20 protein-coding genes and 1 riboswitch are annotated in these 23,823 nt (G+C 48.7%); of the genes, 17 read left to right on the top strand and 3 right to left on the bottom strand.

From position 1 onward, the window contains the following. Window positions 1-80 precede the first annotated feature (80 nt). The 4 genes from NIA71_RS07980 to NIA71_RS07965 all read left to right on the top strand — a co-directional run bounded on the left by NIA71_RS07980 (window position 81) and on the right by NIA71_RS07965 (window position 3,950). Window positions 81-275: a hypothetical protein gene (locus tag NIA71_RS07980; protein WP_253020134.1), complete on the top strand. Its 195-nt coding sequence runs from the start codon at window positions 81-83 to the stop codon at window positions 273-275. Next, a complete protein-coding gene (locus NIA71_RS07975) occupies window positions 211-594 on the top strand; it encodes a hypothetical protein (RefSeq protein WP_253020133.1) in 384 nt (127 codons plus the stop codon). Before NIA71_RS07980 ends, NIA71_RS07975 begins: the two co-directional genes overlap by 65 nt. 260 nt (window positions 595-854) lie before the next feature. Further along, complete coding sequence (locus tag NIA71_RS07970) at window positions 855-2,450, top strand: sodium:solute symporter family protein (protein WP_148397196.1); 1,596 nt, start codon at window positions 855-857, stop codon at window positions 2,448-2,450. A 177-nt stretch (window positions 2,451-2,627) separates the two neighbouring features. Next, the gene (locus NIA71_RS07965) at window positions 2,628-3,950 is read left to right on the top strand and encodes an aspartate aminotransferase family protein (protein WP_253020132.1); all 1,323 of its coding nucleotides are present in this window, start codon (window positions 2,628-2,630) and stop codon (window positions 3,948-3,950) included. A 78-nt stretch (window positions 3,951-4,028) separates the two neighbouring features. On the opposite strand, the gene NIA71_RS07960 is transcribed toward NIA71_RS07965, so the two are convergent. Further along, complete coding sequence (locus tag NIA71_RS07960) at window positions 4,029-6,131, bottom strand: sigma 54-interacting transcriptional regulator (protein ID WP_148397198.1); 2,103 nt, start codon at window positions 6,129-6,131, stop codon at window positions 4,029-4,031. A 350-nt stretch (window positions 6,132-6,481) separates the two neighbouring features. Between NIA71_RS07960 and NIA71_RS07955 the strand changes: the two genes are divergently transcribed. From NIA71_RS07955 to NIA71_RS07925, 7 genes are all read left to right on the top strand, one after another. Then, window positions 6,482-8,245, top strand: coding sequence for a cobalamin B12-binding domain-containing protein (locus NIA71_RS07955; RefSeq protein WP_253020131.1), 1,764 nt, complete (start codon window positions 6,482-6,484; stop codon window positions 8,243-8,245). A 19-nt stretch (window positions 8,246-8,264) separates the two neighbouring features. After that, on the top strand, window positions 8,265-10,235 hold the full coding sequence (locus NIA71_RS07950) for a hydantoinase/oxoprolinase family protein (protein ID WP_253020130.1): 1,971 nt from the start codon (window positions 8,265-8,267) through the stop codon (window positions 10,233-10,235). A gap of 17 nt (window positions 10,236-10,252) precedes the next feature. Continuing rightward, window positions 10,253-11,560: an aspartate aminotransferase family protein gene (locus NIA71_RS07945; RefSeq protein ID WP_253020129.1), complete on the top strand. Its 1,308-nt coding sequence runs from the start codon at window positions 10,253-10,255 to the stop codon at window positions 11,558-11,560. Between the two features lie 372 nt (window positions 11,561-11,932). Next, a riboswitch (Fluoride riboswitch) is annotated at window positions 11,933-12,006 on the top strand. Between the two features lie 35 nt (window positions 12,007-12,041). Next, window positions 12,042-12,422 (top strand): fluoride efflux transporter CrcB, encoded by a 381-nt coding sequence (gene crcB / locus NIA71_RS07940; protein ID WP_253020128.1) that lies wholly within the window; start codon window positions 12,042-12,044, stop codon window positions 12,420-12,422. Between the two features lie 474 nt (window positions 12,423-12,896). Beyond that, the gene (locus NIA71_RS07935; RefSeq protein ID WP_148397202.1) at window positions 12,897-13,682 is read left to right on the top strand and encodes a basic amino acid ABC transporter substrate-binding protein; all 786 of its coding nucleotides are present in this window, start codon (window positions 12,897-12,899) and stop codon (window positions 13,680-13,682) included. A gap of 74 nt (window positions 13,683-13,756) precedes the next feature. After that, a complete protein-coding gene (locus NIA71_RS07930) occupies window positions 13,757-14,431 on the top strand; it encodes an amino acid ABC transporter permease (RefSeq protein WP_253020127.1) in 675 nt (224 codons plus the stop codon). After that, window positions 14,418-15,140: an amino acid ABC transporter ATP-binding protein gene (locus NIA71_RS07925; protein ID WP_253020126.1), complete on the top strand. Its 723-nt coding sequence runs from the start codon at window positions 14,418-14,420 to the stop codon at window positions 15,138-15,140. Before NIA71_RS07930 ends, NIA71_RS07925 begins: the two co-directional genes overlap by 14 nt. A 667-nt stretch (window positions 15,141-15,807) precedes the next feature. Here NIA71_RS07925 and argH read toward each other — a convergent pair. Beyond that, on the bottom strand, window positions 15,808-17,175 hold the full coding sequence (gene argH / locus NIA71_RS07920) for an argininosuccinate lyase (protein ID WP_253020125.1): 1,368 nt from the start codon (window positions 17,173-17,175) through the stop codon (window positions 15,808-15,810). Continuing rightward, window positions 17,126-18,394: an argininosuccinate synthase gene (locus tag NIA71_RS07915; RefSeq protein WP_148397206.1), complete on the bottom strand. Its 1,269-nt coding sequence runs from the start codon at window positions 18,392-18,394 to the stop codon at window positions 17,126-17,128. The genes argH and NIA71_RS07915 overlap by 50 nt, the downstream gene beginning before the upstream one ends. A 271-nt stretch (window positions 18,395-18,665) precedes the next feature. Between NIA71_RS07915 and NIA71_RS07910 the strand changes: the two genes are divergently transcribed. From NIA71_RS07910 to NIA71_RS07885, 6 genes are read left to right on the top strand one after another with little or no spacing between them, the layout of a single operon-like run. After that, window positions 18,666-19,931, top strand: coding sequence for an AI-2E family transporter (locus tag NIA71_RS07910; protein ID WP_148397207.1), 1,266 nt, complete (start codon window positions 18,666-18,668; stop codon window positions 19,929-19,931). A 31-nt stretch (window positions 19,932-19,962) separates the two neighbouring features. Continuing rightward, entirely contained in the window at window positions 19,963-20,820 is an 858-nt protein-coding gene (gene murB, locus NIA71_RS07905; RefSeq protein ID WP_290446052.1) for a UDP-N-acetylmuramate dehydrogenase, read from the top strand. After that, complete coding sequence (locus tag NIA71_RS07900) at window positions 20,810-21,544, top strand: PHP domain-containing protein (RefSeq protein ID WP_148397208.1); 735 nt, start codon at window positions 20,810-20,812, stop codon at window positions 21,542-21,544. The genes murB and NIA71_RS07900 overlap by 11 nt, the downstream gene beginning before the upstream one ends. After that, the gene (rapZ, locus tag NIA71_RS07895) at window positions 21,541-22,389 is read left to right on the top strand and encodes an RNase adapter RapZ (protein WP_253020123.1); all 849 of its coding nucleotides are present in this window, start codon (window positions 21,541-21,543) and stop codon (window positions 22,387-22,389) included. The genes NIA71_RS07900 and rapZ overlap by 4 nt, the downstream gene beginning before the upstream one ends. A 15-nt stretch (window positions 22,390-22,404) precedes the next feature. Then, window positions 22,405-23,346 (top strand): DNA-binding protein WhiA, encoded by a 942-nt coding sequence (gene whiA, locus NIA71_RS07890; protein ID WP_253020122.1) that lies wholly within the window; start codon window positions 22,405-22,407, stop codon window positions 23,344-23,346. Between the two features lie 46 nt (window positions 23,347-23,392). After that, window positions 23,393-23,809, top strand: a complete 417-nt coding sequence (locus NIA71_RS07885) for an acyl-CoA thioesterase (RefSeq protein ID WP_253020121.1) — start codon at window positions 23,393-23,395, stop codon at window positions 23,807-23,809. Window positions 23,810-23,823 lie beyond the last annotated feature (14 nt).

The following is a 23,823-nucleotide window of genomic DNA, read 5'->3' as shown; positions in this document are numbered from 1 at the left end:
TCAGAGCCTATGATATAAAAAGCACCAGCTATGTACATGAAACGTTAGAAGATTTCCTGCGCCTCGGAAACATCGAGGGTATGGAAGTGATGCAAGGGGATCAGGTGCTGGGTGTTCCAAACACCTGGGAGACAGCGATTGGCGCTTTGATAGCAGGCAGCTATCAGGTGGGCTGCATTTCGCTGCTGATGTGGAATCATCCGGGCTGCGATGAACATGATCATGCCCATTCCCATCACGGAGAAGGTACATGTTCCTACAGTGGATGCGATTAAAAACGTTTTAGGCATGGCATCGAGACTGGAAGAGAATATTGAACAATGGGAAGATGTCATTGACTTCACGTCAATCGATGAGATGGCCGATACCTTGAAAGCGCAGGGCCGGGAGATGTTCCATCACATCCTGGACTGCCTGGACGACGCGGGACTTGACATTCACGACCCGCTCCACATGCTGCTGTTTATAAAAAAATTCGATGCTGCGCTCTTTGAAGAAACCTTTCATCCGGCAGCTGGGAAAAACGAAAAAGCGGGACGGCCGCTACCTTCCATTCTTAGGCGGCGTATTGAATACAATCCTGCCGGGCCATAACCAGCCTTCGGATGTGAAAGACAGGATTAACCAATCAGGCGTATTTTCAGATAACAATTTAATTGAAGCAATCCGGTTTATCAGAGACCATTCGTTATAACACGATCGGAAGTGATAAAAGGAAGGAGTCGTAATTATGGAAATTTTAATGGCATTATTTTGGGGAGGTTCCGTGGTCATATGCGGGCTAGTGGGGCTGCGTCAGTACAATAAAGAGTATCCTCCAAAGAAGGACAAAAAGTAGAAAGGAGAGCGTCGATATGAATGTATATCTTATTGGTGTCTTAATCAGTTTCGTTGTATATTTAATCGTAGCATTTGTCGTAAACAAATTCGTAAAAGGCGCGGATGATTATTTTGTCGCAGGAAGAAATGCGCCTACTGGACTTATCGTCGGATCCATGGTGGCCTCTCTTTTGAGTACAGGTGTTTTCTTAGGCGACTCGGGAGAAGCCTATAATGGGATATGGATCGCAGTCGCCGGGTGCGCGGCCATAAGCGCCGGAGGGTATGTGGTGGGAGCCATATTCTTCAGCCGTTTTCTAAGAAGAGCAAATGTATATACCATCCCTTCCTTCTTTGAAAAGCGCTTTTGCTCCCATGCAGTTGGTATTATGACCGTCATCGCGGTGGTGGTGGCAATGGCTGTCTATCTGCTGTCCGTTACCCAGGGCGGCGCCACACTGATGTCCAATGTAACCGGACTGGATTACAATATTTGTGTTTTATTGGCTGTTTTGCTCTTTACGATCATGGTTATCGCCGCCGGTTCAAAAGGCGTGCTGATAACGGATACGATTATGTTCGGCCTCTTTACTACCATTGGCGTGGTTTCCGTGATCATCGTATCAGTCAAAGCCGGAGGCTGGTGGAATATCATCGAGGATATCGCGGCCAACCCGGAAACCAGTTACCTGCTGTCCTGGTCGGGCAAATTGGGATATTTGTATGACACTGGTCTGGAAAATGTGATCTACTTCCTGGCCTACGGTATTTGCTGGGCAGGCGTGGCCTTTTGCGGACCATGGCAGTGCTCCCGCAACATTATGGCCAAGAGCGAGCACACGGTGATCCGTTCGGCTGTCTGGGTTGTCATCGGATGCTTCGGTGTTAACTACCTGGTCGAACTGGGAGCTGTTTTCATGCACGCTTTTGATATCGGCGATACGGAAGCGACGCAAGTATGGCTCTGGGCCGCAGGCAATGTACTTCCAACAATCATAGGCGTTGTGTTGGTAACCGGCATCATCGCCGCAGCCATTTCCTCTTCCACCACATTCCTGTCGCTGATCGGAGCATCGATTTCAAACGATATCTTCCGCATCAAAGACAGTAAGAAGAATGTCCTGGTTTCAAGAGTTTCCATGCTGCTGGTGGCCGCCATCGTGCTGGTTGTGGCAATCACAAATCCGCCGAATATCTGGTGGATCATGCAGATCGGCGCCACAGTGGTAATCTGCGCCATGCTCCCGGTGGCTATTGCAAGTGTCTGGAGCAAGAACATTACCAAGGCCGGGGCTTTCGCAGGTATGTGCGCAGGCTTTGCCGTCAGCTTCATTATGAAGGTAATCACCACTTCCCAGGGCATCACCGTGCCGATTTATTGCGACGTATATTTTGTAGGAACTCTCGCCAATATTGGGGCGATGATGATTGCAAACCGCCTGACCAAGGTGACGCCGGAAGAAAAAGAGCAGAGAGAGGCTTTGTTCATTGTTCCAGAGTCGGAGAAGGATCCGATTGAAATTGAAAAGACGAGAAAGGCCCTCAAAGCAAGCGTCTGGATTGGCGTAGGGATCTTCGCCTTCTGTCTGGTAACATGGATTATTCCATACTACATAGGGCTGAATGCGTAACATTCGGACCTGTAAGTAACACCCATTTGCAGATGCACCGGGAAATACTCCGGGTGCATCTGCTTGCTTGTTAGAAATAAACGAGTTGGAAGGAGAAATTCGGGGAACACTGCCCTTGGATGAAGCGAGGGCCTTGGGAAAAGCCATATAAAACGTACCCTGTAAAAGGAGGAAAACATGCGTAAGAGTGCGGAAATTTTTCAGGAAGCCAGTAAGCTAATGGTAGGAGGCGGCTGCGCGGGCGGCAGAATCCATGCTGCGCTGGGAACGCCCTTTTATATCGACCATGCGGACGGAAGCCATGTATTTCATGTTGACGGAGAGGAATTCATCGATTATCACTGCGGAGCGGGAGCCTTGCTTTTCGGGTGGAACCATCCCAGGATCCGCGAAGCCATCATCAAATGCGTGGACAAAGGCTTTTTCATGAACTTTGATTCCCCGGCCACTTTAGAATTTGCACGTTTGTTTAAAGAGCTCGTTCCGACCGTTGAAAAAATACGCTTGACCAACTCGGGCACAGAAGCGACGCTGGCGGCAATCCGGGCGGCGAGGGCATACACGAAAAAGAATCTGATTATAAAAATGGACGGCCATTTTCACGGAATGCATGAAATGATCTGGTTCAATGGCGGCTGCGGTAGTGATTTGGACAAGTACGGCCAAACGAGGAGCGTGACGCCTGCCACGCCGGGGTTTCCTGCGGGGGCCGAGAAGAACGTCAAGCTGATTGAATTCAATAATCTGGATGCGGTTAAGCACGTATTTGAAACGTACAGAGGCGATATTGCCGCCATAATCATGGAACCTGTGAACTATGACTGCGGCTGCGTGCCGTCTACCAGAGAATATATGAAACAGGTCAGAGAGCTTTGTACGAAAGAAGGTATCCTGCTGATCTTCGACGAGGTGATCTCCGGGCTGCGTTTCCGGCCGGGAAGCGCCCAGGGCTACTATGGAATAAAACCGGATTTGTCCACATTCGCCAAAGCGATAGCCAACGGGTTCTCTCTGGCCCTGGTGGGAGGAAAGGCGGAGATCATGGAGCTGTTCAATCCGACAGGACCGGTGATTTGCAGCGGCACAAGCTCCGGCAATTTGATGTCGGTCATGGCCGCAATCGAATGCCTGAAAATGGCTATGGAACCCGGATTTTACGATCAGGTGGAAAAGATTGAAAAAAACCTGTGCGGAGAGCTGAACGCTTTGTTTGGCAAGCACGGTATTCCGGGCCATATCCGCAGCCAGGGAGCCCAATTTGCTTTTTATTTTGGCTATGACGATCCGCAAATGGACTATATTTTATCAGAAACTGTAAAACATTATCATCCCCAGCTGTACCGGCGTTTTACCAGGGAATGTTTAGCAGAACACCTTTATGTCTTTGACGGCGGCGAAAAACCTTTTCCCCAGCACAACGGGTTCACAATCGCCCATACGGAGGATGATATTGCTTTGACAATTTCCAAAGTGGATGGGATTTTTAAACGACTTAAATAAGTGAAACTTCCCTGATTATAGAAAAAGGAAGCGACTTGGCAGGATGAAAGGCCAAACCGGTTCCTTTTTGATGGATTGCTATTGGATGAATTGCTTGAGCAGCTGATATCCCCGATCGGTGAGTAGTGCTCCCTGCTTTGTTTTTCCCACTGTAATATAGCCCATTGCTTCTAATTTCTTCAACCTGCTTTTTATCTTGGATTCGGTGAGCTGGAGAGCCTGGGCGCTCTGAGTTTTGCATATGGAATTTCTGCCCGCCGTCACGCCCTGGTTTTGCAGGCGGAAAATGGCTTCTAATATGGCAATCAGATCCGGGCCGATGTAATCGCCTTTGACGGCCGCTTCTTCCCGGCCGGGTTTTCCGGTTTGGGCTGGTGATTCCGTTTCAGCCAGAGGGTCGGTCTGCAGATTGTTTTCAAAATAAACGTTGAGCATGTCCAGGGCTTCTTCCCGGTCGGAAAGGGATGAAAGCATGTTCATGTATTCGGCCGCGGTCCTCAGCTCCCGGGCATTGCCGGGCCAAGTGTAGGAAATGAGCTTGTCCCTGATATTGGGCAGGTTTGCCAGGGCTTTGGCCTGCTGGGATTCCAGCAGGTGGGAGATGATCTCCATAATATCCTCGGGGCGCTCTCTCAGAGGCTGCAGCCGCAGGTTGAGCACCTTGATGCGGTAGTAAAGATCTTCCCGGAAGGTTCCCTCGCGGATGGCCGCCTGCAGGTCCTTGTTGGTGGCGCAGATGATTCGCACATCCACAGGAATCACATCCGTTCCGCCGACCCGCACCACTTCCTTTTCCTCCAGAACGCGCAGCAGCTTGGCCTGAACGGGCAGGGACGCATCGCCGATCTCATCGAGAAAAATGGTCCCCTGATGAGCCAGCTCGAACATGCCTGCCTTACCGTTTTTCAAGGCCCCGGTAAAGGCCCCTTCCATATACCCGAAAAGCTCGCTCTCCGCCAGGGTTTCCGGCAGAGCCGCGAAGTTGATGGCCACGAAGTTGGATTCCCGGCGGGAGGACATATTGTGAATAGACTGTGCGAACAGCTCTTTTCCGGTGCCCGATTCGCCGGTGATCAATACGGGAAACTCGGTCTTGGCATAGACCTTGGCCAGTTTTTTGCTCCGCTCCATCAAGGTGCTGGAACCGAGGATATCGTCAAAGGTATATTTGGCTGTAAACCCGGTGGCTCTCAATTTTTTTCGAACCATGCCCTCTCTTTTTTTTAAAGTGGACAGCGGCAGCAGAGTGAAGGCTTTGTTTTGACTCTTGTCAACGTCCATTTCAAAGGAAGAGAGCAGCAGCTTTTGATTTTCGATGGTGACCAGAGTGTCGGTGAGCGGAACATTGGCGGCAATATAGGAGAGCAGTTCGGGCTGATCGCGGAAAACCTCCTTATAATCCATGCCCATGATTTCCTGGGGATCCCGAATCTCAAAGTATTTATTGGCCGTTTCATTGAATAAGATGATTTCATCGTTTTCATTGATTACAAAGGTAATGTTGTTGTTGATATCGCATATCTTTTCAAAATTATTTTTCAGTGTATTGGCCTGTTCTAAGGTGTTTTGCAGCTGGTAGCAGGATGCGGTGAAAAGGCGGATGCTGTCGTTGTAATAGGCCTTTGTAAAATCGGAAGGAAGATCAAAGGCCCGTATGATATCGATGATGGTGTACAAGGAAATTTTTCTCAGCCCGATATCGATATAAGGGCAGTCCAGCTTGGGGCAATCCTCCGGCACGCCTGTATAAATAACAGCATCGACCTGGGAGGTATCGATGTTATTTCCGGGAGCATAAGCCCTCATATTAATATGATTGATCCCCAGTTCAATGAAGGAGCGGATGGTTTCGTTGGCAGCATCCATGTGCTGGTTGACGATGAGCACGTTGGAGCCGTCCGGCAGAGATACTACTTTTTCCAGGGCCTGGCCGGATAAATCCCTTTTCTGGAGGATCAAGGTCGTATTGGGAAACCGTTCCCTGACAAGATTGACGGTCCGATGGGATATGATGGCGGCGGTGGGCACAAAATCCAGGTCAAACAGCTTTGATGGGCGTATGGATACAATATCTAACACATCTTCAAAGTAGGTTTGGATGGTATTGGTTAAAAATTCAAGGATGGTGGGGTCACTGATACAGATCAGCAATTTTTTGTTTTTCTGCTCCAAAGTTTCCATGGGTTTCTCTCCTTCTCGTCGATCAATCGTTTCAGGTCCCTCATATTTTCAAAAAAGCCGGGATGGGAGGGACCGCTTATCAGAAGTATACCTCAGTTTCGATGGAGATACAATGAATCTGGCAAAAAAGAGACTATAAAACCCTAAAAGAGACTATATTTTAGGGGAGTTCGAACTTCATAAAGGAAGTCCAAGTCCGCAGCTTTTTATATAATGCCTATAAGCAAGGGTTTTCAATAGCTCTATTGAAATTTTCATAATTTTTTTAAAAATCGTAAGGGATTTGGTACAGCCCTTGCGTTATTAATAGGGAAAAAGGGCGCTGTCGCATCATATAAGGAGGATGTTTTATGGCAAGAGCAAGCAAAGAATACATAAAAAATTTAATTCCCCAAGGACTTCCGGATGGCAGAGAAATCCTTGAAGCGGGCAGAAAAGTGGGACCAACCATCAGAGCCGGCCGCAGCCGCCTAGTGAGGGACAGCGAGTTCGACCATTACTTGGAATATTTTCAAGATCATAAAGAGCGAAAGGAAATCGCCTGGTTTTCCAATGTGGGATTGGCGACCATCGAGGAAGAGGTGGAAGGGATCAAAGAACTGCAAAGATGGTGCAAAAAGTTAAAGATCAACTACCACTCCACGCTGGCCATACCCAGCACGTTGAGCGCGATTCCAAAGGAATTGAGGCGGTACGATACAAAGAACACCAGCTATGTGCTGGAAAAGCCGGAGGACTTTATGACCCTTGGGGATATCGAAGGCATGGAAGTCATACAGTCGGACCAGGTGCTGGCCGTGCCCAACGCATGGTTCAACGGGATCAACGCCCTCAAAGCAGGCTCATACCAGGTGGGCTGCTTTTCCCAGCTCCTTTGGAATTATCCGGGATGCGACGACCATGTCAGCTATGTGGCCGACATGCTGAAGGTGATGGGCGTTCTTTCTTCAAAGCGGGATGAGGGCTTTGCTGTGAGCGGGTATCTGGATGACACTTACCCCAGCTATTGCAAGGATGCCATCGCTTGGGTGGGTTACGCCTTATTTGAACAATATATCGCCGACGATTTATGCGGCGTCATCTATCAGGTGAATTACGGCGGCCTGATCAGCGATATCCGCATCAGGGCCGCTCTGCTCAAGGCCCTCTACGACTCCCTTTGGCGGGAGAACCAGCCCCTTCCCGTAGCCAAAATCCAGGCCAATACAACCAGATTCTGGGACCACGATATTGAAGCCAATTATGGAATGCTGTCCCAGGAAATGCTGATGGCCGTCCTCGCGGAACGGAGATACAATACGGGCGCGGTCATTTTGCCGGTGCCCATTACAGAGAAGGTGCATGTGCCAACGATAGACGCCATTAAAGGGATGCTGGGGGTATGCTCGAGGCTGGAAGAAAATATAGAACAGTGGGAAGCGGTCATCGATTTTTCCTATATCGATGAGATGGCCGAGGTTTTAAAAGAGGAAGGAACCAAGTTCTTTCATAATATGCTGGATATTCTGAACGATTCCGGACTGGATCTGGCCGATCCCATGGAAATGCTCATGTTCGTGAAGAATTTCAACGCCGGCCTGTTCGAGGAAACCTTTCATCCCAGCATGAAGGAGACGGGAAAAATCCAGGTCCATTATTATACGGATATGGGCAAGCTGACCCAGGATATGATCGATGAAGGCAATGCCAATATGGATAAATCCCAGCTGGAGGGGAGCTTAAAAGGCAGAACGATTTTAATCGCATCCACCGACGCTCATGTATATGGGCTGCAATATGTAAGAAACATTTTGGAAAAAGCGGGGGCTGAGGTGGTGGATGCGGGAGTGGACGCCTCCATCCCCTACATATTTGATACAGCCGACGAGGAAGGGATTCGCTATATTGGCGTCAGCACCCATAACGGACAAGCCCTGGGCATCGCCGAACAGCTTCTCAGTGAGATGAAGCAAAGAGGCGGCGACAAAAAATACATGGTCTTTATGGGCGGCAGACTGAACACCATCCTGCCGGGACACTCAGAGCCGTCGGATGTGACAGAAATGATCAATCAGAAGGGGATACTGGCGGAAAACAATCTGATAAAAACAATCCAGGCAATCGGTGAAAGCTGAGCTTGTGAAAGGATCGCTTATGAAATTGAAATTAGGCATAGATACTGGAGGATCTTATACGGATACGGTTTTAGTCGATTGGGACAGCGGTCAGGTGGTCAGCAAGGCAAAAGCCCGAACTACCAAGGAAAATTTGACCATTGGCATTGAAGAGGCCATCGACAAGCTGGGCATCCAGGACCGGGATACCATTACCCTGGTCTGTTTGTCCACTACACTGGCTACCAATGCCATTGTGGAAGGCAAAGGGGCGGCCGTCGGTTTGATCACCATCGATGAACCGAAAGAGCATTCCTATCCTGCAGCTAGTCATTTCCATGTGAAGGGTAAGATCGATGTCAAAGGATGTGAGGTGTTTCCCTTGGATTGTGAGGGCGCGGCGGCGGCTCTGGAAAGGATGCAAGGAAAAATTGACGCGCTTGCTGTTTCCGGATATGCCAGCGTCCGCAATCCGGCCTATGAGTTGAAGGTGAAAGGGATTTCCGATGCTATCCTGGGCGTCCCGGTGGTGTGCGCCCATGAACTTACAAAAGTGCTGGGCTACTATGAGCGAACCGTGACCGCCGTCCTCAACGCCAAGTTAATTCCGATTATTAAAGAGCTGATCGCAGCGACAAAAGTGGTGCTGGCGAAAAAAGGCATCCGGGCTACCCTGGTCATCATCAAGGGCGACGGCAGCTGCATGACTTGTTCCTTTGCAGAAGAGCGGCCCATCGAAACCGTACTGTCCGGGCCGGCAGCCAGCGCTCTTGGAGGAATCTTGCTCTCCGGCTGCAAAGACATGATTGTTGCCGATATGGGCGGAACCACTTTGGATGTTGTTCCGATTCTGGACCAAAGCATTCCCATGGACGAATGTGGAGCCGCAGTAGGCGGCTGGCGGATCCGGATTAAAGCCATGCGCACCAGATCCTTTGGCCTGGGCGGGGACAGCTATCTGAGAATGAACCATGCGGGGGACTTGGAATTCGGCCCCAGAAGGGTGGTGCCTTTATGCGCGGCGGCTGAGAAATACAAAAATTTGATCAATGAAGTGGAAAGGCTCTATCTTCCGGCCGATTATCACATTATTAAACGGCAGGAGTCGGATTGCATCGCCTTATTTAAAAGGAAGAATCTTGAACGGGCCCATTTGACGGCCGAAGAAAAGCGGCTTGTGGAGCTTTTAGCGGATGGAGCCCATTCCCTGCTTTATTTGGCAGAAAAACTGGGCAAGGATATAGACGGCATCGAGATTGAATCCCTGCTGCAAAGGGAAATTGTCTATCTAATCTCCTTTACGCCTACGGATTTGCTCCACGCGACAGGCGAATACGTCCAATACGATCAAAGGATATCCCATCTGGCCCTGGCCAAACTGGCGGCCAGAAAAAAGATGCCTCCGGCGGATTTTGCCGCCTATGCGGAAGCTGGTTTTGTTGAGAAAATCTGCATTTCCTTCATCGAATGCCTGCTGATCGAGAAAGGCGTTGAAGAGGAAAAGCTGTCCCGGGAATTGATCCGACTGGTTTTCAATCATTTGGATGCAACCTGCCGCTTGTTTGATTTTAACTGCCTCTTCCATGCACCGATCGTCGGTATTGGAGCGCCGGCCGGTACCTGGTTGAAAAAAGCCGCCGATCAGCTGGGGTGTAAAGTGATCATTCCCGAAAACAGCGAGGTGGCAAACGCCATCGGAACTGTGTCAGGCAATATTCGAGAAAGGCTGGAAGCCCTGATCCGCTTTGACTGTCATTCGAAAAACTATATCGTCCATTTGCCCGACCAGCGGAGGATTTTTGAAACGTTAGATGAGGCCGTCTGCTTCGCGGAGCGGGAACTGATTTTATGCGGAAAAAAATTCGGAGAAAAAATGGGCGTCAATAAATACACTTCCCAGCTTTCGAAAGAACAAATCCTTTCGCAGAGCTGCGGCAATTCTGAAGGTACGTTTGTTGAATTAAGGTTAAGACTGGATATTTCGGCAAATGCAAAATATATTCGTCATTGATGAAAAGGAGGAACACGATGACTTACAAAACAGACAAATCAAAAGAGCTATTTCAAAAAGCCCAGAGGTGCCTGGTGGGAGGACTTTCCAGTTCTTTTCATAAAGCAGCCTGGAACGAGTATCCCATCTACATGGATCATGGAAAAGGATCGAAGGTCTACGATGTGGACGGCAATTCCTATATCGATTATTTGAACGCATTTGGGCCCAACCTTTTAGGCTATGTGCATCCTGATTTGACAGCGGCCGTAGCAAAACAGCTGCAAAAAGCCACGTTAATGGCTGCGCCCAACGCGGATTTAGTCAAGTTAGCAGATAAACTGGTCGATATTATTCCCTGCGCCGATAAAGTGAGCGCTTTTATGTCCTCAGGATCGGAGGCCAATATGCATGCGATCCGAGTCGCCAGAGCGTATACGGGCAAGAAGAAAATCGTAAAGATTGAAGGCTGCTACCACGGTTCTATGGATGAGGAAAAAGTCAGCTGCGATGCTGAAAGGCTGGAGGCTCTGGGCTCCAGGGAAAATCCCAATAAGATAAAGCACATAAAAGGGCAGAAGGATCCGGACGATGTGATTATCGCCATGTTCAATGATTTGGACAATATCGAGCATATTTTCAAGACTCAGGGCGACGATATCGCCTGCATGATCCTTGAAACCATCATGGCCAACGCGGATCCCATTTATCCCAAGCCAGGCTTTCTGGAAGGGCTGAGAACGCTTTGCGACCAATATCAGGTCGTGCTGATCTTTGATGAAGTCATTACAGGATTTCGGCTGGGTTTACAAGGGGCCCAGGGTTACTTCGGCGTTACGCCCGATCTGGCGACGTTTGGAAAAGCCATCGGCGGCGGCTACCCCATATCCTGCGTAGCCGGCCGGGAAGAAGTGGTGTCGGCAGCGACCGTGGCTTCCGGAACCTTTGCCGCCAACGCCCTTTGCGTGGCAGCTGCCCTGGCGACAATTGAGATTTGCCAGCGGCCGGGTTTCTATGAAAACCTGGAGCGCATGTCTCAGAAAATGGTGGATGGAATCCAGGTCATTTGCGCCAAGTACGGCGTAAAAGTCAACACAAAAGCCATCGGAGGTATGTGGACCATGATTTTAGGCACGGACGAGGATCTGGTCGATTACAGAGATCATTATTCCAAGGTGGACAGCAAGCTTTATACCAAGCTGGTGCAGGGGTGTATGGAGCGTGGCATCCGTCTCAATCCCTGGAGAGGACGCAACTATATGTGCGCCCAGAGTACGGATGAAGATATTGCATACACTCTGCAGGTTCTTGACGAGCTGATGGCCCAGGCGGTCGGGGAAAAATAAAGCTGCTATGGATAAATCCTTTGGTGGAGGTAAACAGTGAAATACATAAAAATTGAGAAGGCTGAGTTCCATTTTAAATTTGGAGCGGCTGCTGCCGGATTTGGAAGGAAGTGAGCTGCTTGGGAAAAGAGTGGGGATTTTTTGGAGAATTTTCGCCTTTTTCAACGCTTGGGACCCCTTAAATGCAGGCCGGAGCAGATCAGCAGGCCTTTTCTCAATATGAGGCTCCGCAAACCCACAACTTTGCGTAAAAAGGTTAAATTTTCGCAGAAATTTTCCGCAGGGCCCGGTTTCACCCTCCGATTTAGGCCGCCTATTTTTCTGGGCCCAAATGCAACAATCCAATTGCCTTAGGAGACACACTGTGCTATACTGACCAAAGGGAATGAAGTTCTCCCTTGGCGTATGCCAAAACCACTGATAAAGTTGATGACTTCTGCACTTGTTTGCAGGAGTCTTTTTTTGTAGGAGGTTGTTTATTATGGTGTTAAATTGTTTGGCCGTCGGCGCAGGTGGCTTTGCTGGGTCGGTTTTTCGGTATTTGATTGGGCTGCTGCCTTTTCTTCACAGAGGGGCCCTGCCTTTTCAGACTTTGCTGGTCAACGTGATCGGCGCCATTGCTATTGGCATGATCGTTCAATATGCAGAATCCTATGGAGGGTTAAATGAAAATCTGGTGCTGTTTCTGAAAGTGGGAATCTGCGGCGGATTCACGACTTTTTCTACGTTTGCGCTGGAATCCCTGAACATTATGCAGGAGGGGAAAAGCCTGATCGGACTGGTGTATATCGCCGCCAGCGTCATTTTGTGTATTGCCGGCGTGTATATCGGCAAATGGGCGGCCGGGTGTTTGAACGCATAGGATGGGTTTAACAGAGGTGCGGTCCAATAGTAGGGAAATTATTGTGTGGTTCGCAGCTTTCACTCCTGAGAGGAGTATGGAGATATCGTATGTCGAAAATTGTCGGATGAGACAATTGATTCAACAATGTACGAAGTTTGGCTTATTGTTGAGATCTTTCCAACGCCTGCAGGCTGCAATTTCTGATGAAGGTTTTGTTATACAAGGTTATTTCCATTTTGGCAGCCTACAAGCCAGTGTTTTGTCTCAACAATTGAGCCGTTTTCCTCGATTGTTGAGCCTAACTCTTAATTTTCGCTTTGCGGCAACGCTGGCCATACTGGCTTGCAAGGTATACTATTCTGTACCATGCGGCTCCGACGACCGTATCATACTTATAGAATATTTCCTTAAAAAAACAAAAGAATTGCTTGAATAATATACATGTGTTGTGTATAATTATAAAAGAAACTTAATTGAGAGGGAGAAAGAACAATGAAGAAAAGTATAATAGCAGTTTTACTGGCCATGGTGCTGGTATTTTCTTTGGCAGCGTGCGGAGGCGACGACAGCGAAAAGAGCGGAGCAGATGCGGAAAAGGTAACCTATAAAGTAGGAACAGAGCCTACATTCCCGCCGTTTGACACGACTGACGAAGAACAGAATATTGTCGGCCTTGATATGGACCTGATCAAAGCCATTGGAGAAGACCAGGGATTTGAAGTGACGTTTGAAAATCTGTCCTTTGACGGCTTGGTTCCGGCTCTGAAAGCAGGAAACATCGACATCATCGCAGCTGGTATGAATAAAGATGACAAAGACAGACAAGCACAGGTTGATTTCAGCGACGCCTATTATGAATCAAAGCTGATGGTAGCAGTAACGGCTGATAACGAAACGATCAAGAGCGTGGATGATCTGACAAAAGATATGAAGGTAGCAGCCCAGACTGGAACCACAGGCGCCAACAAAACTCAGAAACTGCAAGAAGCAGGGAAGATCAAAGAAGCGGTTATCTTAAACGGTCTGGACACAGCTATGCTGCAGCTGATCAACGGCGATGTATCCGCAGTCATCAATGACAAGCCGGTAACAGAAGCATATATGAAAAAACAGCCGGATAAAATCAAGATGGTAGGCAAACCGCTGAACGCAGAAAACTATGGATTCGCAGTTCAGAAAGGTAACACCGAGCTTCTTGAAAAGATCAACGCCGGTTTGAAAAACATTAAAGAAAACGGAACGTTTGACAAACTGGTTGACGAATGGTTCAATAAATAGGATAATAGAAATGAATGCGAGACCTTTGGCCGCGATCCCGGTCAAAGGTCAATTTTTGTAAGGAGGATATAAAGTTGCAGGAGTATTTACACGGCATCGTAATCGCGCTGAAAGGCGTTCCTGTCACATTGACCGTTTCACTGGTCGCCGTGCTGATTGGCCTGGTTCTGGGTCTTTTTGTCGCTATGGCAAAAAAATCCCGCTTCAAAGTACTGCGCGCTTTGGGGACAATCTATGTGGATGTTTTGAGAGGTACCCCTCTTTTGGTACAAGTGCTGATTTTAGCCTACGGCGTTCCGCAGATTATTAATTCGGTTTTTGGTGTTTCCTTTCATTGGGAGCTTAAAATCGTAATTGGGTTCGTGGCCTGCGGAATCAACAGTTCCGCTTACATGGCCGAGATCATCCGAAGCGGCCTTCAGGCCATCGATATCGGGCAGACGGAAGCGGCCAGATCGCTGGGCCTGAGCAGCAGACAGACCATGCGCTACATTATCGTTCCTCAGGCGTTCCGGATCATCGTGCCGGCCCTGGGAAATGAATTTATTACGTTGATCAAGGAAACATCCATTTTGTCCATGGTCGGTATCGTCGAAGTGACCAGACAGGGGCAGCTTTGGGCCTCCCAGTCGTTTTTGTTCTTCCAGGCGTATATCGGAGTGGCGATCGTATACCTGGCCTTGACCTTGACCCTTTCCAGGCTGGTTAATTACATAGAAAGGAGGATGGCGAGAAGTGATAGAAGTTAAAAATCTGACCAAATCCTTTGGTGATCTGAAGGTTTTGCAGGGAATCACCGAAACCATCACTGAGCGGGAAGTGGTCTGTGTCATCGGTCCGTCCGGCTCGGGAAAGAGCACCTTTCTCCGTTGTCTCAACCTCTTGGAGGAGCCCACAAGCGGCGAAGTCTTTCTCGATGGGCAGCAGGTAAACAGCCCGGAAGCCAATATCGATGAAATTCGGACCAAGCTGGGCATGGTATTCCAAAGCTTTAATCTGTTTCCACATATGACGGTTATGGACAACATTATGCTGGCGCCAATTCAGGTGAAGAAAATGGCCAAAGAAGAGGCGGAGAAAAAGGCGAAAGAACTGCTAAAAACCGTCGGCCTTGAGGATAAGGCAGACTCTTACCCAAGCTCTCTGTCCGGCGGGCAGCAGCAGCGGGTGGCCATTGCCAGGGCGCTGGCCATGGACCCGGAAGTCATGCTCTTCGACGAACCCACATCGGCTCTGGACCCAGAGATGGTGGGAGAAGTGCTGGCTGTTATGAAAGATCTGGCAAACCAGGGAATGACCATGGTAATCGTAACCCACGAAATGGGATTTGCCAGGGAAGTTGCCGACCGGGTATTTTTTATGGACCAGGGAATTATCATGGAGCAGGGGACCCCGGACCAGCTCTTTTTGGAACCCAAAAACGAACGGACTCAGAATTTCCTGAGCAAGATTTTATAAAAAAGTTTCCTTTGCTATAACAAAGTCGGCTTCGCCGATTCTTAAAAGAAGTAGACTTTGTTGATACTCCGGAAATATCGCTGATGATATTTCCTACGTAATAAAAAAGAGCCGCGGCCTTGCCGCAGCAGATCAAAACAGAGCAGCTGCATGAAGCAAATCGCTTTACATGCGGCTGCTTTATTTTTTGGGATCGCTCCAGGCAGCATGCGTTTTCTTCTTTCGTATAGCATCCGTTTCTCGGTAAAGAATTAAAATAAATTCAATTCTTTACGCAATTTTCAATGATCGCGCCTACACAATATCCGCTAGAAGCAACCAGCTCCGTATTTTCTCTGGATCAGGTCCCGCAAACCCATAACTTTGCGTAAAAATCACGAAATCTTTTTGAAATTTTCCGGATGCTGGTTTTCAAACTTTTGGACGAGTATCCCCCCGGAATATCGGATTTTAGAAAATAGCTGCCCTTTCTTGATACTTTTTCATGAAATCCTAAGAAAAAAATGGTAAAATATCAAAGCCAGATGATTTTGAGGCGAATTCCGACATTCTGGCCCGGAGTCCAATCCGCCGGGGGCCACACCAGCTCAAAGACCATTCTGGCTCGAAGCAAAAAAGCTGCCGCTTCACGGTTTTCAACCGTTCGTGCGACAGCTTTTTTTCAATTTCATTTTTCCTTGCGGATATCGGCAAGCTGCTGTTTTACACTCTCAAAGGAAGTGGAACCTTTGGATTTTTTCGCTTCAATGCAGCTGCGTATCGCGATTTTATCGTAGATGTCATCTTCGAATTTATCTGAGAAGGATTTAAATTCTTCCATAGACATTTCTTCAATGGCGATGCCTTTATTGATACAATGGAGGACGATGCCGCCGATAATTTCATGGCAATCACGGAAGGGAATCCCCTTTGTCACCAGGTAGTCCGCCGCATCCGTGGCGTTCATATAGCCGTATTTGGCCGCATGCTCCATGTTATCCCCGTTGACCTTCATCGTTGCGATCATTTCCGTAAAAATATTCACAGAAGCTTTCAGCGTATCGCCGGCGTCAAAGACGGGCAGCTTGTCTTCCTGCAAGTCCTTGTTGTAAGCCAGGGGAAGGCCCTTGCAAATAGTCAGCAGGCTCATCAGATCGCCGTAGACCCTGCCGCTCTTGCCGCGGATCAGTTCCGCCATATCCGGGTTTTTTTTCTGAGGCATAATGCTGCTTCCCGTCGAATAAGCGTCATCGATTTCAACAAAGCTGAATTCCACCGAACTCCAGAGGATCAGCTCTTCGCAAAAGCGGGACAGATGCATCATGGTGATGGAACAGCAGCTGATGAATTCAATTGCAAAATCACGGTCTGCCACCGCATCCATGGCATTGGGGCAAACCCCTTTAAATCCCAGCTCATCCGCCAGAAAATCCCGATCCGTGGTATAAGTAGTACCGGCCAGCGCGCCGGAGCCCAGCGGCAGATAATCCATACGGGCAAGGCAGTCGGCAAAGCGGGACGCATCCCGTTTGAACATCTGATAGTAAGCCAGCAGGTGGTAAGCCAGCGTAACCGGCTGAGCCCGCTGCAGATGGGTATAACCCGGCATCACCGTATTCTGATGCGTTTCCGCCAGATCGGAAAGAGTGGACATCAGAGTTTTCAGCAGAGCGTCGATGGCTGCGATTTCATCCTTTAAATAGAGCCGGATGTCCACGGCCACCTGGTCGTTGCGGCTGCGAGCTGTATGGAGTTTCTTGCCCACATCGCCGATCCTCTCGGTGAGGACCGTTTCGATGTTCATATGGATATCTTCCGATTCGATGGTAAATTCCACCTTGCCGGCATCAATATCGGCTTCAATTTCTTTTAATGTTTTGACGATCAGATCAGCTTCCTCTTTGGCGATGATGCCCTGTTTTCCCAGCATGGTCGCGTGGGCGATGCTGCCTTTGATATCGTCTTTGTACAATCTTTGGTCAAACTCAATCGATGCGTTGAATTCATCAGCGGACGAAGTCGCCGCCTTTGAGAACCTTCCTTTCCAAGCCTTCATGCAGTTTTGCCCCTCCTTCTTTGTTTTGTTTTTGGATCGCGCGGATCTTCAGAGGCAGTGAGAACAGGTTGATGAAACCTTCCGCATCGCTCTGGTTGTATACTTCATCCTTACTGAATGTAGCGAATTCTTCGCTGTAAAGGGAGTTGGGGGACTTACGTCCGGCCGCAACCGCACTTCCTTTATATAACTTCATTTTTACTGTACCGGTAACCAGCTTCTGGGTTTCGTCTACGAAAGCGGAGATGGCTTCACGCAGAGGCGTATACCAGAGGCCGTCGTAGCAAAGCTGGGCGAACTTCTGGGCTACGATATATTTGTACTGGGTCGTATCTCTATCTAAGATGAGTTTTTCCAGCGCAGAGTGTGCGGCAAAGAGGATGGTTCCTCCCGGAGTTTCATAAACGCCGCGGGACTTCATGCCCACCAGACGGTTTTCAATCAGGTCGGCCGTACCGACGCCGTTCTTGCTTCCCAGCTCGTTGAGCTTTGTCAGCAGTTCGATGGGTCCCATTTTCTGACCGTCAATGCCCACCGGAACACCGGCTTCAAAGTCGATATCAACGTAAGTTACTTCATCTGGGGCCTTTTCAGGAGGTACGGAAAGAACGTGGATGGTATCGTAATGCTCATTCCAGGGGTTTTCCAGCTCGCCGCCTTCGTGGCTGATGTGCCAGATGTTTTCGTCACGACTGTAGATTTTCGCCTCGCTCTGGTTGATGGGAATATTGTGGGAAGCCGCATATTCCAGCAGGTCTTCTCTGGATTCAAAATCCCAGAATCTCCAAGGTGCGATGATCTTGATGGCAGGATCCAGGGCTTTGATGGTTGTTTCAAAACGTACCTGGTCATTTCCTTTGCCCGTACATCCGTGGGCTATGTAAAAAGCGCCTTCCTGCTGAGCGACCTCAACCAGCTTTTTCGCCATCAAAGGTCTTGCCATGGAAGTTCCCAACATATACTCATTTTCGTAGATGGCGCCGGCTTTCAGCGTGGGCCAGATAAAATCGGTGATGAATTCTTCTCTCAGGTCGATGGTGATCGCCTTGGATGCTCCCGTTGCCAGGGCTTTCTTTTCAATCGCGGCGAAGTCTTCCTTCTGTCCTGCGTTGCAGCAGACGGCGATTACGTCATAATCATAGTTTTCCTTCAGCCATGTCATGATGATCGAGGTGTCCAATCCACCCGAATAGGCTAATACCACTTTTTCTTTCGCCATTTTAAAAATCCTCCTCAAAAAAATTGCTGTATACTGATGAATAATTAATTCATAGTGTGAATAAAAATTTAAAACATAGGCTAATTATACAACAAAAGCATAAAAAATCAACCCCATTTTTGTAAATAATCCACAAAAAATAGAAGAATCATAAAAAGCTAAAGACTTTCATGCATAAATGTTGTAAAATGAGATTACAGAAGCAAAAGCTGTGTTATTGTCTGAAAAATGTGTATATAATAAGAGTGATATATATTAAGGAAGCGTTTGTATGAAATTTCAATTTGAAGAAAAGCAGAAAAAATGGGGCCTGACCGCATTTTTTGTGATCGTGGCATCCATTGTTGTATTTTTTGTCATTTACCGGTTCGACGTATTTTCACAGTTGATGAGCGTGGGAATGGCAATTTTAACGCCGTTTATTTACGGAATGGTGTTCGCATATCTGCTGTGCCCCATCTATAATTTTACAACAAGAAACATGTATTCGGCGATGTACCGGAAAGCACGAAAGCCTAAACGGGCCCTGTCACTGTCAAAAGGAGTGGCTACTTTCCTATCGCTGCTGGTATTTTTTATCGTGATCGTCGGCTTTTGCTGGATGATTATTCCGGGACTAATCGACAGCATCATGCATATTGTAGAGATTCTGCCGGACAGCATGAATCACTTTATCGATTGGATCGATACCAAAACGACTAACTATCCTGAAATGCAGGCCACATTGGAAAACTGGATCAACCGCTTTACCGATAATGTGGTCAAATATGTGGAAGAGAAGATGCTGCCCAGCTACATGGAGATTGCTACCAGTATTTCCACAGGGGTTTTCAGCGTGATTACTGTTTTAAAGAACTTTTTCGTGGGAATCATCATTTGCGCGTATTTCCTCAACAGCAAGGACCTGTTCGCGGCCCAGTCGAAAAAATTGATTCTGGCTACATTCAGCGAAAGACGGGCTGAGGAAATTTTGAAGGGCGCTGCTTATACCAACAAAACCTTCGGTGGTTTTATCAACGGAAAAATCATCGATTCGCTGATTGTGGGGCTGATCTGCTTCATCGTTATGAGTATATTCAATTGGGAATATCCGTTGCTGATTAGCTGCATCATTGGTATCACCAACATCATTCCCTTTTTCGGGCCATTTATCGGAGCCGTGCCTTCGGCGCTGCTGATCCTGATGGTAAATCCCATGCAGTGCATCTATTTCCTGATTTTCATCTTGATCCTGCAGCAGGTTGACGGCAATATCATCGGACCCAAAATTCTGGGAGACAGCACCGGGCTGTCCAGCTTTTGGGTCATGTTCGCCATCCTGGTAGGCGGCGGACTGTTTGGGTTTGTGGGAATGATCATCGGGATTCCCATCTTTGCGGTATTTTACGCATATTTCAGCAGAAACATAAATCGAAGATTAGATCGTCGTGGATTCTCTACGGATATTCGCGACTATACGATAGATAAGTATCGGGTAAAAGAGAAGAAAAAAAAGAGGAAAAAGGAGGGGCCGGGAAGTGGCATCATTAAAAAATAGGCTGACAGAGAGATTAGGGGAAGAAGCAGTGATGGAAAACTGCGATATGAGCAAATTAACATCCTTTCGGGCAGGAGGGAAGGCGGACTTTTTGATCCTGCCAAAAAATGAAGAGGAGTTATCGTTTACCCTCAGTGTTTTCGCGCAGACGGGCATGCCGTATATGGTCATGGGCAACGGGTCCAACATATTAGTAAGGGACGGCGGCTTTCGGGGCGCTATCATCAAAGTGGGCGAGGCTTTCGGGCAGATTGAGATCGAGGGGCAGACGCTGACCGCGGGCTGCGGGGCCTTGATGTCATCCGTTGCCAGGGCAGCACTGGAAGCAGGTCTTACAGGATTTGAGTTTGCCAGCGGCATCCCGGGCAGCCTGGGAGGGGCCGTATTTATGAATGCAGGAGCCTACGGCGGAGAAATGGCTGGCATTATTCGTCAGGCCAGAATCATCGCCAGAGATGGCAGCAAAGAATATACTCTTTCTTGTGAAGAGCTGGAGCTGGGCTATCGTCATAGTATTCTCCACGAGACGGGGGATGTGGCAGTGAGCGTCACATTGGAGCTGGAAAAAGGAGACAAAGAAGCAATCAGCGCAGAAATGAAAGAGCTGGCCGCCAGGCGCAATCAGAAGCAGCCGGTTTCTCTGCCCAGCGCAGGCAGCTTTTTTAAACGCCCAACCGGGTACTTTGCAGGAAAGCTGATTCAGGACGCAGGGCTGAAGGGACTTTCGGTGGGAGGCGCTCAGGTATCGCCTCTTCACAGCGGTTTTCTCGTCAATACGGGAGGCGCCACTGCTTCCGATATCATACAGCTGATGGAAATCGTACAGGCCACCGTACTTGACAAGTTTGGTGTAAAGCTTGAGCCGGAGGTGAGGATCATTGGAGAATAAGAAATATGAAATGGGCTATGATCTCCATACCCATACGATTTTTTCCCATGGGAAGGGGACGATTGAGCAAAACGTACGTGCGGCCCTGGATCGGGGGCTGACCCACATCGCCATAACCGATCACGGCCCGGGACATCTGTTTTATGGCATGAAACGAAAGGATGTCCCCACCATGCGCAAGGAAATTGAACTGCTGAACAAAAAATATCCCAGGATCAACGTTCATCTGAGTGTGGAGGCCAATATCATTAAAACGGACAATCATCTGGATATCAAACCAGAAGAGTTTTCCCAATATGATTTTGTGATCGCCGGATACCATTATGGACTGACCAACTGTTACTGCGTACACAACTGGCTCTATGGACATGGTCTTACTGTGGGGGAAAAACAGCTAAAGATCAAAAACACGGACATGGTCATCAAAGCGTTATACGAAAACGATATTGCCATATTGACCCATCCCGGAGATAAGGGGCCCTTTGATATGCTGCCCATCGCAGAAGCCTGCGCCGATACGGATACGCTGATGGAGATCAGCACCTGGCACCCTCATCTGACCGTCGAAGAGATCAAAATTGCGGCCCAGACAGAGGCCCAGTTTATCATCAGCAGCGACGCCCATGTGCCGGGCAGGATCGGCGACTTTGAAGGCGGTCTTAAAAGAGCCAAAGAAGCGGGGCTGGACCTGGGCCGAATCGTCAATTTGAGGGAGATGAAATGAAAACAGTAATTGTAACGGGATTATCGGGAGCTGGAAAAACCCAGGCAATGAACTGCCTGGAGGATTTGGGTTATTACTGCGTGGACAATATGCCGCCGGCGCTGATCAAAAGTTTTGTACAGCTTGCGGCCAACGAATCCACACCCATTGAGAAAGCGGCCTTTGCGGTAGACGTCAGAGGCGGCGAATTATTTGCGGATATGGAAAAGGCGCTGGAGGATCTGTCGGCCAGCGGTATCGACTACAAAATTCTGTATCTGGAGGCATCGGACCGGGTTTTGATCCGCAGGTTTAATGAAACCAGAAGGCAGCACCCCCTGTCCAAAGGGGAAAGCACCCTGGAAGGCATCAAACGGGAGACCGAAATTCTGAAAAACCTCAGAGCCAGGGCCGACTATGTTGTGGATACATCCAATATGAAGGTTGCCCGTCTGCTGGAAGAAGTCAAAGATTTGATTACATCCGGAGAGGGCGAAAAAACCTTTGTCATCAATGTGATGTCCTTCGGGTATAAAAACGGGATTCCGCTGGGGGCCGATATGGTATTCGACATGCGGTTTATTCCCAATCCCTATTATATAAAGTCCCTGCGCCAGCTTACGGGCAATAATAAAAAGGTGAGGGATTATGTGATGAAGCACGATGTGACCAAGCGCTTCATTGAAGAAACACCAAAGCTGATTTTGGAGCTGATTCCCTTTTACATGCGGGAGGGTAAATATAATTTGAATCTTTGTTTCGGCTGTACCGGCGGCCATCATCGATCGGTTGCCATGGCCAATGAAATGGCCGAGATTCTCCGAAGCAAGGGCAAGCGTATTACCGTGGAGCATCGGGACCTGTAGAGGAGCGGAAAAACCATGTCATTTTCAATGGAAACCAAAAACGAGCTGGCCCATGTTGTGCCGGAGAAAAAGTGCTGCATGCTGGCGGAAATCGCCGGTTTTATCCGCATGTGCGGCAGTATCCGGCTGGCGGGGGGCGGAAAGTTCCGAATTGTGACTACCACTGAAAATCCGGCGGCAGCCCGCCATTATAAAAAGCTGATTAAAGATTATTTCGGCATCGACGCGGCGCTGGAAGTGGGACAGGGCAATACCCTCAAAAAAGGAAGGGCCTATATTCTGACCATCGGCCCCGAGGACCTGAGCGAACAGATTCTGCGGGAAACGGGCATTCTCATGGTAAAAGAAGGGATGAATTACATCAGCGACGGTATCTATGACGGGCTGATCCGGACCAAGTGCTGCCGGAAAGCCTGTCTGCGCGGCATTTTTCTGGCTTCGGGAACGATTACCGATCCGGAAAAGGGCTATCACCTGGAATTCAACTGCAGCAGCCAGATTCTGGCGGGCGATGTGAAAAAACTGATCAACAGTTTTGTCGATCTTCATGCCAAGGTTTCTGCCAGGAAAAAGAATTATGCGGTCTATGTCAAAGAGGCGGAGCAGATCATTGACATTTTGGCGATCATGGGCGCTCATTCGCAAATCTTTGCCTTTGAGGACGTTCGCATCACTAAGGAGATCCGGAACAAAGCCAACCGAATCAATAACTGCGATAACGCCAACATTGATAAGGCTCTGCAGGCTGCGGAAAAACAGCTGGGCTGGATCCATAAGATTCAGAACACCAAGGGGCTGCGCTTTCTCCCGGACAAGCTGTACGATGTGGCGATCCTGCGGCTGGACAATCCAGAAGCAACCCTGCAGGAACTGGCGGATATGATGGATCCGCCCATGAAAAAATCCGGAATCAACAATCGTTTTCGAAAAATTGAGGAAATTGCCGGCAAGCTGTGATCAGCAGGCCGGCTTTCATAAATACATAAGGGAAAAGGAGTTTGTTATGAGAAAATTTGAAATGGAACATCGAGTGGGATATGCGGAAACGGACGCAATGGCCATTGTGCACCACTCCAACTATATCCGCTGGTTCGAAATGGGCAGGAACGACTTGCTGCGCTCCCTGGGGTATCCCTATTCGGAGCTGGAACAGATGGGAATCTGGATGCCGGTAATCGGGGTCACGTGCGATTACAAGCTCCCGTCTGTCTTTGATGAGGTTGTGATCATCCGCTCCTGGGTGGAAAAACTCAAAGGTGCTTCCGTTTATCTGGCGTATGAAGTGATCGGTAAGGAAGACGGCAAAATCCGCGTGACAGGAAGCAGCAGCCACGGGTTTACCGATCCGGAGCTGGTGCCCATGCGCCTGAAAAAGAGCTTCCCTCAGCTATATGAAAGATTGGCGGCGGCAGCCAAGTAAGGGTCAGGCGGTAT

Origin of the sequence: Ihubacter massiliensis (assembly GCF_024125305.1) — a bacterium.
GTDB classification, from domain to species: Bacteria; Bacillota; Clostridia; order Peptostreptococcales; family Anaerovoracaceae; genus Hominibacterium; species Hominibacterium faecale.
This window is presented reverse-complemented; position numbering and strand designations above follow the sequence as displayed.